Consider the following 16,422-nt stretch of genomic DNA (forward strand, 5'->3'; position numbering starts at 1 on the left):
TTGTATTTGAAGTTGATCACATGACCGGCTACAAAACATTGTGCTACCCAAATGTTACGTGTCATACGTGATTTTCTGAGTGCCGGATCATTGATGCTATAAATGATTTGTAATTGTACTAAATAGGATTACGCCATGATGGCGGCATTTGGCTTTTAGACAAGGATGTCTTACAATCAGAAGGGACAGGGTTGCTGGTTCTCTAGGCATCAGGATGAAAGGAAGGGAACGGCTTGCTTAGAAAAGATTATTTGCTTAGTATGATGGAAGAATTGACATCAGCAGTAGCATCAGTGCTCGGTCTGAGGCGTGAAAATAAACACGTCGAAGCGCTAAAACAGCTAGATGACCTACTCAACAAGCAGTTTCGCCTTCGTTCAGATTTGCTCAGACGATTGCCGCCAGAACAAATTATTGAGCTTTTCCGAATGGGCCCTGGGATGGAAGCGGATGAGCTTCAGCAAGTGGCTCGCATTCTGGAAGAAGAAGCTGTTATATACATGGAGACCAGCAGAATAGACGAGGGCATACGAATTTTAATGAAATCTCTTCATTTATATTTGTACAGCGATCTGAATGGCGCGAATCGTGATCTACAGGTCCTGCCTGAACGAATAGCGTGTATCGTACAACTGGTTCATGAATATGAGCTTTCTCCTGAAACCAGCAAGCTACTGGCTGTTCATTATGAGCGGGAAAACAGACTGGACCAAGCCGCCGATGTCTGGTTTGGATTGGCATGGGAGCAGCCAGAGCTGGGATCGGAAGCAGAGGCATTTTACAGTCAGTTACTGGATAAGACCGATGCAGAGCTAGAGCGGGGTGGAATTTCACGCCGGGAAATCATCGAGGGTTTGTCCGAGATCACCCAATTACATGAAAGAAAGTGAGATGTACCTTTTGGATTCACTGCGCGAACTTGTATACCAATTGACCACGGGAGGCTCCCTCATAACAGCAACGCTGAGTCAGCTGCGCAAACGTGAGGATGCTTCTTTTACTAAAGTGCAAATCAAACCTGTGGAATTGAAAAACAAACTGCATTACCAGTTTGCCTTTCATTACAGCAACAAAGTCATTCATGAAAATCTGACCCCTGATGAAGCTAATGAGCGCATGACTGCCTTGTTTGAGGACACATTCCGCCAAGGACTTCTATGTGCCAAGGATGCAGACTATCAGGTGCTGATCAGTAAAAAATATAAAGTATCCATTCTGACAAAGTCACCGAGCAAAAGTAAAGCCGATCTGTCTCATAATCGCAAAAAGCAATATGTGCTTGAGGAAGGAGAACGTATTCCTTTCCTGATTGAGCTGGGGATTATGAATGAGGACGGTAAGGTACTGGCCCGCAAATACGATAAATTCCGTCAAATCAACCGTTTTCTCGAAATGGTGCAGGATGTATTGCCCAGCCTTCCGGTAGGCCGCCCATTGACGATTGTGGATTTTGGCTGCGGCAAATCGTATTTGACCTTTGCCTTGTATCACTATTTGGCAGTACAGCAAAAACGACCTTTGCAGATTGTCGGTTTGGACTTAAAGGCAGATGTTATTGAAACCTGTAATGTTCTGGCGCAAAAGCTGCAATATCGACAGTTGGAGTTTCTGGTCGGAGATATCGCAGACTACAATGAACTGGAGCAGGTGGATATGGTCGTTACCTTGCATGCATGCGATACAGCAACAGATGCAGCGCTGGAAAAGGCTGTCCGCTGGGGAGCGTCTGTCATTTTATCAGTTCCGTGCTGCCAGCATGAGCTGTTTAGCCAACTGGAAAACCCGGTCTTGGAGCCTTTGCTCTCCCATGGCATTTTAAAGGAGCGTTTTTCTGCACTGGCAACGGATGGAATCCGGGCCAAGCTGCTGGATATGATGGGGTATCGGACACAGCTCTTGGAATTTATCGACATGGAGCACACACCTAAAAATATTCTGATTCGTGCTGTCAAAGGCCAAGCGGGAGAACGGTCCGTTCTGTGGCGTGAGTACACAGCATTTCGGGATTTTATACATGCTGATCCTTATTTGGAACGTGCTTGTGCGGATTTGCTTCCAGAAGGAGCGGGGCAGAAGCAGACACACAGCTAAGAATATAGTGAAAGTGGAGCCACTGCGGGGTGGCTCCACTTTTTTGTAGATTACAGTTCATGGTTGCTGTACGAAAACCTCTACCCGCCATAGGCACTTCTAAAAGCGGTGCACAAAACATCGCGATCCACCTTCCACAATGCCGCGAGCTCCTCGCTGACATCTTCGTCCCACCAGTCGCACAGTAGTTTGCGATTGCTATGGTTTTCCGCAATCCAGATGAGGTGGCCGACGACCTTGCGGCAATATAGCTCCTCGCCCTGCTTGACCAGATCAGGAGCAATGTGAACAGGCAGACGTTTGCAGGTTCGGTACAGCTCTTTGCAGCATGCGCGGCGGATCCCGCGAGCCGTGGGCAAACGGGATTGTGAATTGTCATGTTTGGGGAATTTGCCGGGAGGCATATTGTACCCCCTCCTCTCTCTCACAACTTATGCGGGCAGAGGAGCCGGGGTCACTGACCTCCCTATTTGAGCGAAGTGGCGGCGTGTTCTGTCGCTGTGATACACTAATGAAAATAGAGAAACAGGCAGGGAGTGGGAAGAAAAAATGGACCATATATCTAGTATCATTAATTATTTGTTTGAGATCATTCGTAGTCTTGGGTATTTTGGTATTATGCTAGGCTTGATGGTGGAGGTCATTCCAAGTGAAATTGTCCTCGCTTACGGCGGCTTTTTAGTGTCCTCAGGTCATATTAATTTTTTTGGCGCAGTCGTGTTCGGAACGATTGGCGGGGTGCTGGCCCAACTGTTCATTTACTGGATTGGACGCTATGGTGGCAGACCCGTATTAGATAAGTATGGGAAATACATACTCATTAAAAAAAGCCATGTCGACCACGCTGAAGCCTGGTTCAATAAATATGGCACGGGGGTCATTTTTACAGCTCGCTTTATCCCTGTTGTTCGTCACGCGATCTCAATCCCTGCCGGGTTGGCTCGAATGAACGTATGGCGCTTTATTATTTTGACGACGCTGGCGATTATACCTTGGTCTGTTTTGTTTATATATTTAGGTATGCTGCTGGGAGACAAGTGGGAGCAAATTGACGAAGTGGCAGCACCTTACATCAAACCCATTTTGCTAGTTGCTCTTGCGCTCTTGATCATTTATTTTGTTATCAAATGGATTGTAGCCAAAAACAAAAAAGGAAGTGTATAACATGAGCCGTACTAACGTATCGCAATATTTCGGCAAGGGCTTGAGTCCTGAACAATTTATGGAGGGCATGGAAAAGAACAAAGAAGCCTTCCGCTCCGGATACGATCAGTTTGTGTGGAGCAGCGAAGAGGATCGGGAGTTTTTTGAAAGCCTGAACCATCGTGATGATCTGCGTGTGCTTATATTGGCTGCCGACTGGTGTGGGGATGTAGTACGCAATGTGCCAGTTGTGTTCCGCGCGCTGGAGAATAGCGGTATTCCAACTGAAGTATTAATTTTGGAAAATCATCAGGCGCTGATGGACGACTTCCTGACGATGGGCGGACGTGCTGTGCCGATTGTGATTTTTGCGGATACTGGGGGCCACGTACTGGGTCACTGGGGACCACGTCCTGCACATGTCCAACAAATTATGATCGAATTCAAACGTGAAAATCCAGATCGGGAAGCCGATGATTATCAAGAAAAAATCGCAGTTGCTCGCAAAGAAATGGCTGCAAAATATGGGGAGGGAACCGAGGTTCATCCTGTGATTGTTCAGGAATTACGCGAGCTGATCTCGGGATTTTAACTTATGACCTTATCCATTCGCAGCTTTAATCTGGGTCCACTTCAAACGAATGCTTATTTGCTTCAAGGGGATGATCCACAGCGCGCTGTTATTATTGATCCAGGAATGAATCCGGGTCCTTTGCTGAGAGCGATTGAATCCCTGACCATTGAAGCTATCCTGCTGACCCATGCCCATTTTGACCATATTGGAGGAGTGGAGGAGATTCGCAATGCGAAAGGATGCCCGGTTTATCTGCACGCCTTGGAGCAAGACTGGCTCACATCTCCTAAGCTGAATGGCTCCCTGATGTGGCCAGAGGCTTCTCCACCGATCTCGACAGGACCTGCCGAATATGATTTGGCGGAAGGTCAGCAATTAAATCTAATCGGGCACACGTTCAAGGTGTTCCATACACCGGGGCATTCACCCGGAAGTGTTAGCTTCTTGTGTGGCAAAGATCTTTTCTCCGGGGATGTACTATTCCGTCAGGGTGTCGGACGTACCGACCTGCCGGGGGGGCGGGAACGGGATTTGTACGATTCCATTCAGAATAAATTGTTTCCGCTTGGAGATGACGTTACGGTCTATTGTGGTCACGGACCCAAAACATCCATTGGTTATGAGAAAGCCAACAATCCGTATATCCGGTAAATTTGATAAACGTTAATTAATTGAGGCAAAATCAAAGAAGTGACAGGTTTTGCCTCAATTCGACAACAAAATATAAATTATGTATAGACAAAGGTTTTTATTTTTGTTAACATAAATTTATTGAAGTTACATACTAAACTCGCGAAGCACGCAAGCTGTGGATGAATCCCGGTTTGCGTTCTTTTTTTTGCCCATTAAGAGGATAAAGAGGCATGAAGCCGTCAGATCACAAGGGGGAGCAAGAATGAAAAGAAAACATATATATGAGGTACACCGTGAGAAAGAAGGTAGTTTCCGTCTTCCCAAAATAGTAGATATTGAAGATGTTGTGGTAGGTTCCGAACCGAAGATCATAACTTGGAAAAAGGTGAAACGGCAGGGCGGAACCCTTACGCAAAACTGGCATATACGGCTTAATGAGCATAGATTTGTACGTGGAGACGGTCGATTATGAAGATACATAGATGATATAGACAAGCTACCTTTTTTTTAGTAGACTTAGCAGATAAGTTCAGACAAACGGGGGGGCTAACGATGCATCATTTAGGAGCTAGAATTATGATCGTCGCGGATGCTTTTGAGCAGAATCTTCCTGTGGGCGAACATGGTTATATCATTGCTTACGACCGTAATGCGGACAATGCTTTTGACTATGTCATTCGCGTACCGAAGGTGAATCGCAATTTTTTCGTACCATCCGGGGACATTGAGCTGGAAGAAAGTATTCTCAAGCTGGAAGCTGAGCGGATTGAGCGTGAAGCGCTGATAGATTACGCCCTTGCTACTCATAATGAGAAGCTGTTCAGACATGTGATGAACGGTGGTCATGATTCAGTAGAGACTGAGGAAGAAGAAACCGCGGCAGAATTGTTGTCACAGGCTGATTTTATTAAACAAGTTAATTTGCGTGCTTGGATATAGGAATCGGCTGTTGCCGACTCTTTTTAACAATATATAATGGGCACGATTTCAGCTGCTATAGTTTTCTTGAAAGAGCACCGAGAGGTGCTTTTTTTATATTCTTTTAGTAACATTTACCTCATTGATGTACAGTCTGCTTCTGTACCGCGTCAAAGATTGAATTGTATAGGGTTCTATCCTATAATTAAAAACGTTATTTCAAAGTTCGGTGTAACATTTTTGATACCAGGATTTTGCAAAATCCGATTCCAGTCGCTTATTGGATTTTTATATATACATGAGGAGGGTTTTGAATGAACATTTCCAAGGAAGATGTCCGTCACGTAGCCAGGCTGTCCCGATTGAATTTGACCGAGACTGAGGAAGAAACCATGACAGGGCAATTAAACGCCATTCTCCATTATGCGGAGAAGCTGAATGAGCTGGATACGGAGCAGGTAAAACCGACCACTCATGTGCTGCACGTCAGCAATGTCATGCGAGACGACGAAGTTCGCGAAAGTTTGACGCATGAGCAAGTGATGCGTAATGCACCTGAAGAAGAAGATGGACAGTTTAAAGTTCCTGCTGTTCTGGAATAGATTTCACATTTGAAAGGAGGATGCAAATTGAGCTTGTTTAATAACACATTGCCGGAAATACATAACAAGCTGCATCAAAAGGAAATTTCCGTGAGTGATCTAGTGGGGCACGCTCTGGAGACAATTGATGCGCGGGAAGAGAAGATCAGGGCCTATATTACTGTCGACGAGGAACGGGCTCGGGCATCCGCACGTCAGCTGGATGATCAGCTGGTTTCGGGAGAGGAACGAGGGTTGTTGTTTGGTCTGCCGGTCGGTATTAAGGATAATATCGTGACGGAAGGGCTGCGCACAACATGTGGCAGTCAGTTTTTGAAAAATTTTGATCCTGTTTACGATGCCACAGTTGTCGGTAAGTTACGCGCAGCGCAAACGGTGACACTTGGTAAAATGAACATGGACGAATTCGCCATGGGTGGTTCTAACGAGAACTCCAGCTTTTTCCCTGCACGTAATCCTTGGGATTTAGAACGTGTTCCCGGCGGTTCCAGTGGCGGCTCGGCTGCAGCTGTTGCGGCAGGTGAAGCTTATTTCACGCTCGGTTCCGATACAGGTGGCTCCATTCGCCAGCCCGCTTCTTATTGCGGCGTAGTTGGCTTAAAACCAACCTATGGTCTGGTATCCCGTTTTGGACTGGTGGCTTTTGCTTCGTCTTTAGACCAAATCGGACCAATTACAAAAAATGTTCAGGATTCAGCCTATGTCCTGCAAGCCATTGCAGGTTATGACCAGAAGGACTCCACTTCTGCGAAGGTAGACATTCCTGATTATTTGAACGCTTTAACCGGAGATGTGAAGGGACTTCGTATCGCTGTGCCTAAAGAGTATCTTGGTGAAGGCGTAGATCCACAGGTCAAGGAAAAGGTGCTTGATGCACTGAAAACACTGGAAGGATTGGGCGCTGTATGGGAAGAGGTATCTCTTCCGCACACGGAATATGCAGTTGCAACGTACTACCTACTGGCTTCATCTGAAGCATCGTCCAATCTGGCCCGCTTTGACGGCGTGCGCTATGGTGTACGCGCAGACAATCCGGATAACCTGCTCGATCTGTACCATCAGTCCCGTACGCAAGGGTTTGGTCCTGAGGTGAAGCGTCGGATTATGCTCGGTACCTATGCACTCAGCTCCGGGTACTACGATGCTTATTATTTGAAAGCTCAAAAAGTGCGCACACTGATCAAACAGGATTTTGATCGTGTATTTGAACAATATGATGTGATTATCGGGCCTACTGCACCGACTACCGCGTTCAAAATCGGTTCCCAAGTAGACGACCCATTGACAATGTATTTGAACGATATTTTGACGATTCCAGTGAGTTTGGCTGGCGTGCCGGCGATCAGTATTCCTTGTGGTCTTGCAGATGGAATGCCAGTCGGACTACAAATTATCGGGAAAGCCTTTGACGAGTCTTCTGTACTGCGCGTAGCGCATGCATTCGAACAAAATACTGAATTTCACAAGCAGCGTCCGCAGCTGTAATTTGCCAAAAAGGAGGGAACCTATTCATGTCTACAACTACATCTAAGTATGAGACGGTCATTGGACTTGAAGTCCATGTGGAATTGCATACGAAGTCCAAAATATTTTGTGGATGCTCGACATCCTTCGGAGCACCACCAAACTCTCATACATGTCCGGTCTGTCTAGGACATCCGGGAGTATTGCCGGTATTGAACCGTCAAGCCGTTGATTATGCGATGAAAGCGGCAATGGCGCTCAATTGCACCATCGCTGATGTGAGCAAGTTTGACCGCAAAAACTATTTCTACCCTGATTCACCGAAGGCTTACCAAATTTCGCAATATGACCAACCGATTGGTGAGCATGGCTGGATTGATATTGAAGTGAACGGCGAAACCAAGCGTATCGGCATTACCCGGTTGCATCTGGAAGAGGATGCGGGGAAATTAACCCACGTTGATGGTGGCTATGCTTCTTTGGTTGATTTTAACCGGGTCGGCACACCATTGGTTGAAATCGTTTCGGAGCCGGATATATCTTCGCCGGAAGAAGCCAAGGCTTATCTGGAAAAAATACGTGCCATTATGCAGTATTGTGACGTATCCGATGTGAAGATGGAGGAAGGCTCGCTTCGTTGCGATGCGAATATCAGTCTTCGTCCGCATGGACAAAAAGAGCTGGGAACCAAAGCGGAACTGAAAAACATGAACTCCTTCCGGGGCGTACAGCGCGGACTGGAATATGAGCAGTTCCGGCAAGAACAGACGCTGGACGAAGGTGGAACGATCGTACAGGAAACACGTCGCTGGGATGAGGCACAGGGTAAAACACTGTCCATGCGTGGTAAGGAACAGGCGCACGACTATCGTTATTTCCCGGACCCGGATCTCGTTACACTGCATATTGATGAGGAGTGGAAAGAGCGTATCCGTGCTTCGATTCCTGAATTACCCGACCAGCGTAAAGCACGTTACACTTCGGAATATGGATTACCTGAGTATGATGCACAGGTAATTACGTCCTCCAAGCCATTGGCTGATTTGTTCGAGGATAGTCTTCAGTACACCAAGGATGCCAAAGCCGTATCCAACTGGATTATGGGGGATTTACTCGGCTATTTGAACAGTGCCAATGTAGAATTGTCGCAGGTTAAATTGACAGGTCGGGGCTTGGGTGAAATGATCGGACTACTGGAGAAGGGTACGATCAATAGTAAAATTGCCAAAACGGTCTTCAAGGAAATGCTGGAAAGTGATAAACTGCCACAGCAAATTGTTGAAGAAAAAGGGCTTGTGCAAATCAGTGATGAAGGTGCAATTCTGACAATTGTCGAACAAGTTGTAGCAGCCAACCCGCAATCGGTCGAGGATTACAAAGCTGGCAAGCAAAAGGCCATCGGCTTCTTGGTCGGTCAAGTGATGAAGGAGAGCAAGGGCAAAGCTAACCCTGGCCTCGCTAATAAGTTGCTGACAGAAGTGTTGAACCGTTAATGGCATAGTTATGACAGGGGCTTGTCTTTTAGGGACAGGCCCCTTTTGCATAGGTGCAAAGACACGAATGGGGCATCAAACACGTATTAGAAGCGTGATGACATATGATGAGTTTCCTTAGGAGGGCAAACAGCATGGTTACCCTATGTTCATTGGAAGATGATAATATTGTCAGTCAGATATGGCGTCTTCAGCATGTCGCTTATAGACTGGAAGCTGAACTGATTGGATTTGATGAGATTCCTCCACTGATGGATACATTGGAGACGCTGAGAAGCTGCGGGGAGTCTTTTTATGGGTGGCTGGAGGATGATGAACTGCTAGGAGCACTAGCTGTGCAGTCTGAGTCATCTGGTTCGCTTACCCTTACACGTATGATGGTTCATCCAGATCATTTTCGCAAAGGGATTGCGGACTCCTTAATGAAGCATGTTTTGAATGAATATCGGAATGTTCCCCTGTTTATCGTCACCACTGGAACTTTAAACACTCCTGCGGTGACGCTTTATCAAAAACATGGTTTTCGTCCTGTTTCCGCAGCAGAAGTGGCCCCAGGCGTGGAATTAACCACCTACCATTTGCATAACGTGGAATAATACTCACAAACCGCGTGCCCGGACAGGGAAGCACGACATAACCGGGAGGAGAGACTCGAATGAATAATCCGTGGATTATAGATGATTCACATATCATTTTACGGCTATTACTGTCCATGCTTCTCGGTGGATTCATTGGCTTTGAGCGAGAACGTTCCAATCATGCTGCTGGTTTACGGACTCACATTATGGTCAGTCTTGGATCGGCGCTGATTATGCTACTCTCCATTTACGGCTTTGCTGATTTTATTAAAGAAGCTAATGTGCGTATAGATCCAGCTCGTTTGGCTACGGCGGTGATTACTGGCGTAGGCTTTTTGGGCGCAGGTACGATTATGTTCACAGGTAAATCCATTACTGGACTCACAACGGCGGCTTCCATTTGGGTCGTAGCTGCCATTGGCCTTGGGGTCGGAGCAGGCTTCTATTTACCCTCTATAGCGGCAACTGTGCTCGTATTTTTAAATTTATGGGTGTTCAACAAATTAGAACTTCGGTATATGCGTGGACGCAAGCCTCATCTTATTACACTGTACGGATTGTCCTCTCACGGATTGCTCGATCAAATTTCGACTTATTTAGAGCAGGAAAAAGTGGAAATACGTAAAATCATGATTAAAGAACATGAAAATGTTCCATTTCATGAATTGCACCCGGATCGTCAGAGTATGGAGGTTTCCCTGGAGGTGCTGGCCCGACATGACTTTAATCCGGTGCGTATTGCAGCTGATTTACGACAATGGGAAGATATAGCTGCCGTCTCCGTTGAGTGATCATAACCCTTTTTTTTACAGTTACTATCAAATCTGATTGGGGTACTATGTAACCATCAAAGTATTTTACAGCGGAGCTACGTATGGAATTCAAAGGGGAGGATGGCATGAACTCGGAACAACCGTTACCGTCGGGAGAGTCCGGACAGGCTGAACAGCCACATGGACAGAAACAGCGGGGGCGTCTGCAATACGCTAAATTTCGCAAAGTAATTGCCATTATCATGGCAGCACTGATACCTGGAATGGGACATCTTTTTTTAGGACTATTTATTAGGGGGCTTACATTTATTGTATTGCTCCTGCTAGATATTTTTGCGATGCTGTATGTTTCCTCCGATGGATTGAGGATTAACATCCCATTACTAATTTTGCTTGGCTTGTTCATACCCGTTTTATATTTTTATAATGTATATGATGTCTTACAGTCAGCGGATTACATGGTTCGTTATCGGCGCAAGCCAGATCAATATGCACGAATGGATGCTAGAGGTCAGCAAAGTAGTCCATTTTATGCGTGGGAAAGAGGCTTTGCTTTTGCTGTGCTATTGGTGGCAGGCGGTGGACTTATGATTCTGTTCCGCATGAAACCTCGCTGGTTAAGCATTTTCTTCGAAGATTATGGGTTCCTGACGCTGGCCATTATATTAATGATTATCGGTTTATTCCTTTTTCTAAGGGAAGCCTTTCTATCCTTTAAACGTAAAAAGTTGAAAGAAAGAGGGTGAAGCAGGCGTGCACCGCAAAATAAGAGTCGGCCGCTACACCTCTTCGCTTCTGTTGATGGCTGTAGGCATTTTGCTGATTGTAGATGTGCTTCAGAACACGGAATATATGCTCCAGCTCCTTGTGTGGTGGCCTGTAATCTTTGTGCTTTGGGGTCTGGAGTATCTGATTTTTTTTGGCGTGTATTATCGCAAAGAGGGCAAGCCTGACAACGGACGACGTTTCAGACCTGACTTAAAGGGGATTCTGTCCGCTTTGGTAGTGGCTGCTTCGGTTTTTATCGTGACCCAGCAAAACCATTATATGTACCTGTGGAACCGGGTTAGTCTCAATCTGACATCGGCTTCTATGGATTTTAGCCAGGCTAAAGAGAATCGGTATGATATGGGTGGTATGCTGATACCTGTAACTATGCAGACGTCCGATTTAGTAGTTGATTCAGTGAATGGGGATATAACACTAATCAGAAGGCCGGTGTCCAATATAGAGGTACGCGGGACTCTATGGGTGGATCAAGCGCCTGCTGCCGAAGCGGACAAGATTGCTCAAGCTTCTTCACTGACTTCTACCGATGGCAAGACCATCCAGATTCGTCCGGAGGTACAGTCATACGGAGCATCAAGTAAACGTCAGCCTCGAATGAACATGTTGATCACCGTGCCAGAGGATCGGCGCTTCAATATGCAGATTAGAACCTCCAACGGGAATATTACCTTAAATGGGGTTGACGCTATCGATAGCATCCGGCTTGAGAGCGGTAATGGGAATCTCACAGTTAATGACGCTATCGGCAATGTCAAAGGAGGCACCCTGAACGGTCAGATTAGATTGCATCGGATTTCTGGAGATGTGGATGTACGCACGAACCGTGGCGATATGCAGGCAGGGGATATTGAAGGGACCTTGTCACTCCACACTATGATAGGTGACATTCAGGTCGCTCGTTCGGAAGGGGATATTACCGTTGATACTCAAAATGGTGACATGAATGTGCTGAATTCTACAGCCAAGCTGAATGCAAATTCGCTTAATGGCGCTATCAAAGTGCATAGCGAGAGGGTGGGCGGAGATTGGAAAATATACAGTGCTGTCGGTGATATCGTATTGGATCTTCCATCAAATGGAGATTTTCAGTTAGAGGGTTCAAGCAGTTATGGTAATCTTCAGTCTGATTTTCCATTTAAGATAGACAGTAAAAGCATTTCAGGTCAAAACGGGGATGGCAAATATGTGATTAACGTAGAGGGGAACAGCAATTTAACCATTAAAAAGTTACTGATGCCGTCGTTACCCGACTTGGATGATTCTGGAGGATCGACTGCGCCCGATGCAACTGGAAGTTCTCCGGGTGAATCTGAAGTTCCTGCGACCGATACTTCTGTACGGACATCCGGCGACAATACGGCGCGTTGACAAGATTCTTGAGTAGACCGTACAATGTGAGTAGCTTTAGAAGTGAATTGTAAATAGATGCGTGGTAATTGATAGGATTGCAAGTAAGGGATAAGGCGGTGGACATATATGGCAGCACGCGTCCAGCATGCTTTGGAACTTCTGAAGAAGACAGGTGTACGCATAACACCCCAGCGCCATGCCATATTAAACTATTTAATGGAATCTATGGGGCATCCGACTGCAGATGAAATATATCGTGCGCTTGAGTCCAAGTTTCCAAGTATGAGTGTGGCTACGGTTTATAATAACTTAAAGATGTTTATAGAAGCGGGTATGGTACATGAGTTGACCTATGGAGATAACGCCAGTCGTTATGATGCCAATATTTCGGAGCACTATCACATCATTTGTGAAAAATGCGGAAAGATTGAAGATTTCAGTTATCCGTATTTGGCAGATGTGGAACGCCATGCCGCGTTGGAAACAGGCTTCGAGGTGCATGGACATCGTATGGAGTTACACGGAGTATGCAAAGCTTGTAGTAACAAACAATCGTAGCGAAACAAGGGATAAAAGTTTTTAGTGCGGTATGTATATATTGTAATGGATTGGAAACGTGAGGAATTCCCCATAAGTGGGGATTTACCGCGTTTTTTTGTTTAAATCACTTTGTTTTTTGTCTCAGGTAATCTGTTAAAGTTACAAAATACAGAAATCAAAATTTCTTACAATGGAGGTTCAATATTGGCCAGAAATCATTCCAGACGCCGCCGTAAACGTTCTCGATTCAAAGGAGCGGCAAGCCTGCTATTATTCGCAGCGATTATATGCGCAATTACTGTCGTATGGTATGGTAATCCTCTTCACGAGAAACCCGATTGGCAGGGGAGTGTCCGACCTATTTTTATGAAGGGCAAGTTGACCGGATATGAAGCTCAAAGCTCCGGCAAAAACATGCTGATGCCGCTTAAATTGATACAAGGTCAAATTGACCCTACCATTCGTTATGAGGATGACAGCCAAACCGTCATTATGGCAACGAGACAAAGCTTGCTCCATATGAATGTTGCAAAGACACAAGGCGAACTGAATGGTAAAACATATGCACTTAGCGCCGCCCCTCAGATAATCAGTGGAGAGGTATATATCCCCATTGAGGCTGTACGTGAAGTATATGGTATATCCATCCACGAAGACCCTGTAACAGGTGCTGTCATTCTGATGAAAGCTGGAGAGAAGGTCAGGCTAGGTAGTGTAGAAAAGAAAGATGGGCAACAGGATGCTAGAATTGCTTTACGCAAAGAAGCCTCTAGTCTATCTTTTATTTTGGCAGATGTATCACAGCAGACGAAAGTACGCATCTGGTCTCAACAGGGCGATTGGTATTTTGTGCAGTTAGACAATGGTTATGCAGGATACATGAAGTCAGACTGTATCTCTGAAGGAGAAGAACTTGTGATACCTTCGGTTAAGGACGATTTGTCAATCTCGGAGAAGCATTGGCAGGGTAAACCTGTGAATCTCGCTTGGGAAGCCGTCTATAATCGTAAGCCTGATCCTTCCAAATTTGACCCTATGCCTGGAGTAAATGTGGTGAGCCCTACATGGTTCAGCGTCGTTGATCATGAGGGTACTGTAGAAAGCAAGGCGGACCCAGCATATGTCAGTTGGGCACATCGTAAGGGCATGGAGGTATGGGGCTTGTTGAGCAACAGCTTTAACCCCGAAATAACAACAGAGGCACTATCTACCTTTGAACGTCGAAAATCGATTGTAGATCAGATAATCTCACTTGCCCAAGAAAATGATCTGGATGGTATTAATATTGACTTTGAAAATGTCCATACGAAGGATGGCCCCAATGTCACCCAATTTTTTCGGGAACTTAAACCGATGGCCCGGGAACATGATTTGATACTGTCCATTGATGTTACGCCTAAATCTCAAAGTGAGATGTGGTCTGTTTTCTTGGATCGAAAGGCATTGGGTGCTATAACAGATTATCTCATGGTAATGGCGTATGATGAGCATTGGGCGGCTAGTCCAAAAGCTGGTTCCGTCGCCTCATTACCATGGACAGAAGCGTCAATTCGGCGGATTATTCAGGAAGACGAAGTGCCGCCTCAAAAAGTGGTTTTAGGTATTCCGTTATATACCCGCGTTTGGTCCGAGACTCCCAAAGAAGGGAAGATTAAGGTCACCTCCAAATCAATTGGTATGGAGTCAGCAGCAGATATCGTAGCCCAATTTAAGTTGAAGCCCAAATTTAGAGCTTCTGAAGGTCAGAATTATGTCGAATATACCGAAGACGGTGTGGTCAAAAAGATTTGGCTAGAGGATCAGATATCCCTGAAGGCAAGAGTAGAACTTGCCAAATCACTGAACCTGGGCGGAATTGGTGTGTGGAGTCGGAGCTTTGCAGATGAAGACGCTTGGATAACACTGAAAGAAATAATTAAATAAGATAAAAAATTATACAATTGAAGAAGGAAGTCTCTTATTTATGTAGAAATGATCACATGTATCCAAATATCCAATTTAGCGGTTATAGCCGCCTTGCAGGTATGGAGGGTGAAGTGCAGCTAACCAAATTAAACCTGATGCATGATGAATTGTTGCAGGAAGATTCAATAGGTGTTATTTCGTACAGAAAGCCGGGAGAATATTTTCACGGTTCGATGTTGTATGACTTTGATGAACTCATTCTAATTATTGGAGAAGGCCGGGAGCCAGTTCAATCTATACAACACTTATTTATTAATGGATTAAAATGCCAAGTGTTGTACACAACGCTTAGTTGTCTGAAGGGTTGGATTATCGCAGGTGAACAAGCCAACATTATAGATTATGTGCTAGAAGGTCGTATGGTCTGGGAACGGGATGACAGGGTACGTCTTTTAAGACAGGAAATTATTGAATTTAACGATCCACTGCGGGAGCAGAAGCGATTTCATGAGTTCTCCCGCTTTCTGGTCAATTACGTTCAGGGTAAGAAAGCAGTGCGAGAAGGGCGGATCATTGACGCTTATCAAAGTGTTCTGAAGGCACTGGATCATTGGGCTTCTATTGAACTCATTGAACGTGGGATTTATCCAAAGGTTCACTTATGGGTTCAGATGCAGCCGCTGGATCGAACAATTGAGAAGCTGTATAACGAGCTCACATTAAGTACGGAGACTCTGGAGCAACGGGTTGAACTGGTACTGCTTGCTTGTGAATTTTCAGTCATGTCGAAAATGGAGGAGTGCTCCTCTCCGCTATTCCGTATATTAGGCAGCAGACGGGAACCTTGGTCTATAGATGAACTTATGAATCATCCTGAGCTCAAGAATCTACAATTAGATCTTACCGTCGTGCTCCGTAAACTGGTTTATCGTTCGCTTATTAGAGAATCAGCCGTCGGGGAATTTAGGGATCGCGGACAAAATCGTGAACTGCGCTACTCCCTTCTTTGATGAGCGGAGGTTATTTTATCAGGAAGAAAGGTCGATAAATGATCTTTTCTTCCTTTTTTCTTATGTGATTAGAATTTACAGGAGATTAAAAAATATAAATGATTATTTTAGCTTGACGAGTATGTAAAATATGTGCTAAGTTATAACTCGCCCCATTAAGCAACACGAATAATTTAGAACTGTGTAAAGCAGGATAAAGGGTGTTGCATCAAGCAAGGAAATAAATTTTTAAAAAATGCTTGACGAAAAATGAGGTTATGTGTTACATTATTTAAGTCGCCGCTGAGACGCGGTGGTGAAACAAAGTGAGAGAAAATAAAGTTTGATCTTTGAAAACTGAACAACGAGTGAGTACGGATTTTTTTATAAAATCCAATGCTGAAATTTTGGTACATGCCATCTGGCTGTATGAAATGGAAGCAAAAAAGAGATATTTTATCTCGTCAGTTTCAAAATGAGCTAATCGCTCTTTCTATAACCAGCTTCGGTTGGTCTTTAATGGAGAGTTTGATCCTGGCTCAGGACGAACGCTGGCGGCGTGCCTAATACATGCAAGTCG

Annotated in this window: 18 protein-coding genes and 1 rRNA gene; 18 read left to right on the forward strand and 1 reads right to left on the reverse strand. The window is 45.2% G+C overall.

The window, feature by feature from the left end; translation table 11 throughout:
• Positions 1 to 233 precede the first annotated feature (233 nt).
• Complete coding sequence (locus HFE01_RS17700; RefSeq protein ID WP_016820268.1) at positions 234 to 890, forward strand: DUF6483 family protein; 657 nt, start codon at positions 234 to 236, stop codon at positions 888 to 890.
• On the forward strand, positions 877 to 2,091 hold the full coding sequence (locus tag HFE01_RS17705) for a class I SAM-dependent methyltransferase (RefSeq protein WP_019688593.1): 1,215 nt from the start codon (positions 877 to 879) through the stop codon (positions 2,089 to 2,091). Before HFE01_RS17700 ends, HFE01_RS17705 begins: the two co-directional genes overlap by 14 nt.
• Positions 2,092 to 2,171: 80 nt before the next feature.
• Here HFE01_RS17705 and HFE01_RS17710 read toward each other — a convergent pair whose 3' ends face one another.
• Entirely contained in the window at positions 2,172 to 2,495 is a 324-nt protein-coding gene (locus HFE01_RS17710; RefSeq protein ID WP_017425943.1) for a hypothetical protein, read from the reverse strand.
• A 145-nt stretch (positions 2,496 to 2,640) separates the two neighbouring features.
• Between HFE01_RS17710 and uptA the strand changes: the two genes are divergently transcribed.
• The 16 genes from uptA to HFE01_RS17790 form a co-directional block, all read left to right on the forward strand.
• Positions 2,641 to 3,255, forward strand: a complete 615-nt coding sequence (uptA, locus tag HFE01_RS17715; RefSeq protein ID WP_013373027.1) for an undecaprenyl phosphate transporter UptA — start codon at positions 2,641 to 2,643, stop codon at positions 3,253 to 3,255.
• A 1-nt stretch (position 3,256) separates the two neighbouring features.
• Positions 3,257 to 3,826: a thioredoxin family protein gene (locus HFE01_RS17720; protein ID WP_017425942.1), complete on the forward strand. Its 570-nt coding sequence runs from the start codon at positions 3,257 to 3,259 to the stop codon at positions 3,824 to 3,826.
• 3 nt (positions 3,827 to 3,829) lie between these two features.
• Positions 3,830 to 4,459 carry an MBL fold metallo-hydrolase gene (locus HFE01_RS17725; RefSeq protein ID WP_016820263.1) on the forward strand — a complete coding sequence of 210 codons (630 nt, stop codon included), beginning with the start codon at positions 3,830 to 3,832 and terminating at the stop codon, positions 4,457 to 4,459.
• Positions 4,460 to 4,703: 244 nt separating this feature from the next.
• Positions 4,704 to 4,913: a hypothetical protein gene (locus HFE01_RS17730; protein ID WP_107734564.1), complete on the forward strand. Its 210-nt coding sequence runs from the start codon at positions 4,704 to 4,706 to the stop codon at positions 4,911 to 4,913.
• An 80-nt stretch (positions 4,914 to 4,993) separates the two neighbouring features.
• Entirely contained in the window at positions 4,994 to 5,380 is a 387-nt protein-coding gene (locus HFE01_RS17735) for a hypothetical protein (protein ID WP_016324719.1), read from the forward strand.
• Positions 5,381 to 5,673: 293 nt separating this feature from the next.
• The gene (gatC, locus tag HFE01_RS17740; RefSeq protein WP_016820261.1) at positions 5,674 to 5,961 is read left to right on the forward strand and encodes an Asp-tRNA(Asn)/Glu-tRNA(Gln) amidotransferase subunit GatC; all 288 of its coding nucleotides are present in this window, start codon (positions 5,674 to 5,676) and stop codon (positions 5,959 to 5,961) included.
• Positions 5,962 to 5,988: 27 nt separating this feature from the next.
• On the forward strand, positions 5,989 to 7,446 hold the full coding sequence (gene gatA / locus HFE01_RS17745; RefSeq protein ID WP_039276213.1) for an Asp-tRNA(Asn)/Glu-tRNA(Gln) amidotransferase subunit GatA: 1,458 nt from the start codon (positions 5,989 to 5,991) through the stop codon (positions 7,444 to 7,446).
• 26 nt (positions 7,447 to 7,472) lie between these two features.
• The gene (gene gatB, locus HFE01_RS17750) at positions 7,473 to 8,918 is read left to right on the forward strand and encodes an Asp-tRNA(Asn)/Glu-tRNA(Gln) amidotransferase subunit GatB (protein WP_016820259.1); all 1,446 of its coding nucleotides are present in this window, start codon (positions 7,473 to 7,475) and stop codon (positions 8,916 to 8,918) included.
• Between the two features lie 134 nt (positions 8,919 to 9,052).
• Positions 9,053 to 9,514 carry a GNAT family N-acetyltransferase gene (locus HFE01_RS17755; RefSeq protein ID WP_019688591.1) on the forward strand — a complete coding sequence of 154 codons (462 nt, stop codon included), beginning with the start codon at positions 9,053 to 9,055 and terminating at the stop codon, positions 9,512 to 9,514.
• Positions 9,515 to 9,573: 59 nt separating this feature from the next.
• Complete coding sequence (locus HFE01_RS17760; protein WP_016820257.1) at positions 9,574 to 10,287, forward strand: MgtC/SapB family protein; 714 nt, start codon at positions 9,574 to 9,576, stop codon at positions 10,285 to 10,287.
• A gap of 83 nt (positions 10,288 to 10,370) precedes the next feature.
• The gene (locus tag HFE01_RS17765) at positions 10,371 to 11,015 is read left to right on the forward strand and encodes a hypothetical protein (RefSeq protein WP_025365819.1); all 645 of its coding nucleotides are present in this window, start codon (positions 10,371 to 10,373) and stop codon (positions 11,013 to 11,015) included.
• Positions 11,016 to 11,022: 7 nt separating this feature from the next.
• Positions 11,023 to 12,426: a DUF4097 family beta strand repeat-containing protein gene (locus HFE01_RS17770; protein ID WP_019688589.1), complete on the forward strand. Its 1,404-nt coding sequence runs from the start codon at positions 11,023 to 11,025 to the stop codon at positions 12,424 to 12,426.
• A 108-nt stretch (positions 12,427 to 12,534) separates the two neighbouring features.
• On the forward strand, positions 12,535 to 12,966 hold the full coding sequence (locus tag HFE01_RS17775) for a Fur family transcriptional regulator (RefSeq protein ID WP_013373015.1): 432 nt from the start codon (positions 12,535 to 12,537) through the stop codon (positions 12,964 to 12,966).
• A gap of 186 nt (positions 12,967 to 13,152) precedes the next feature.
• Entirely contained in the window at positions 13,153 to 14,871 is a 1,719-nt protein-coding gene (locus HFE01_RS17780; RefSeq protein ID WP_019688588.1) for a glycosyl hydrolase family 18 protein, read from the forward strand.
• A gap of 56 nt (positions 14,872 to 14,927) precedes the next feature.
• Positions 14,928 to 15,863, forward strand: a complete 936-nt coding sequence (locus tag HFE01_RS17785) for a nucleotidyltransferase-like protein (RefSeq protein WP_052132615.1) — start codon at positions 14,928 to 14,930, stop codon at positions 15,861 to 15,863.
• A 495-nt stretch (positions 15,864 to 16,358) separates the two neighbouring features.
• A 16S ribosomal RNA gene (locus HFE01_RS17790) occupies positions 16,359 to 16,422 on the forward strand; the annotation flags it as partial.

The sequence above is a fragment of the Paenibacillus sp. EKM10P genome (assembly GCF_011800655.1).
GTDB classification, from domain to species: Bacteria; Bacillota; Bacilli; order Paenibacillales; family Paenibacillaceae; genus Paenibacillus; species Paenibacillus polymyxa.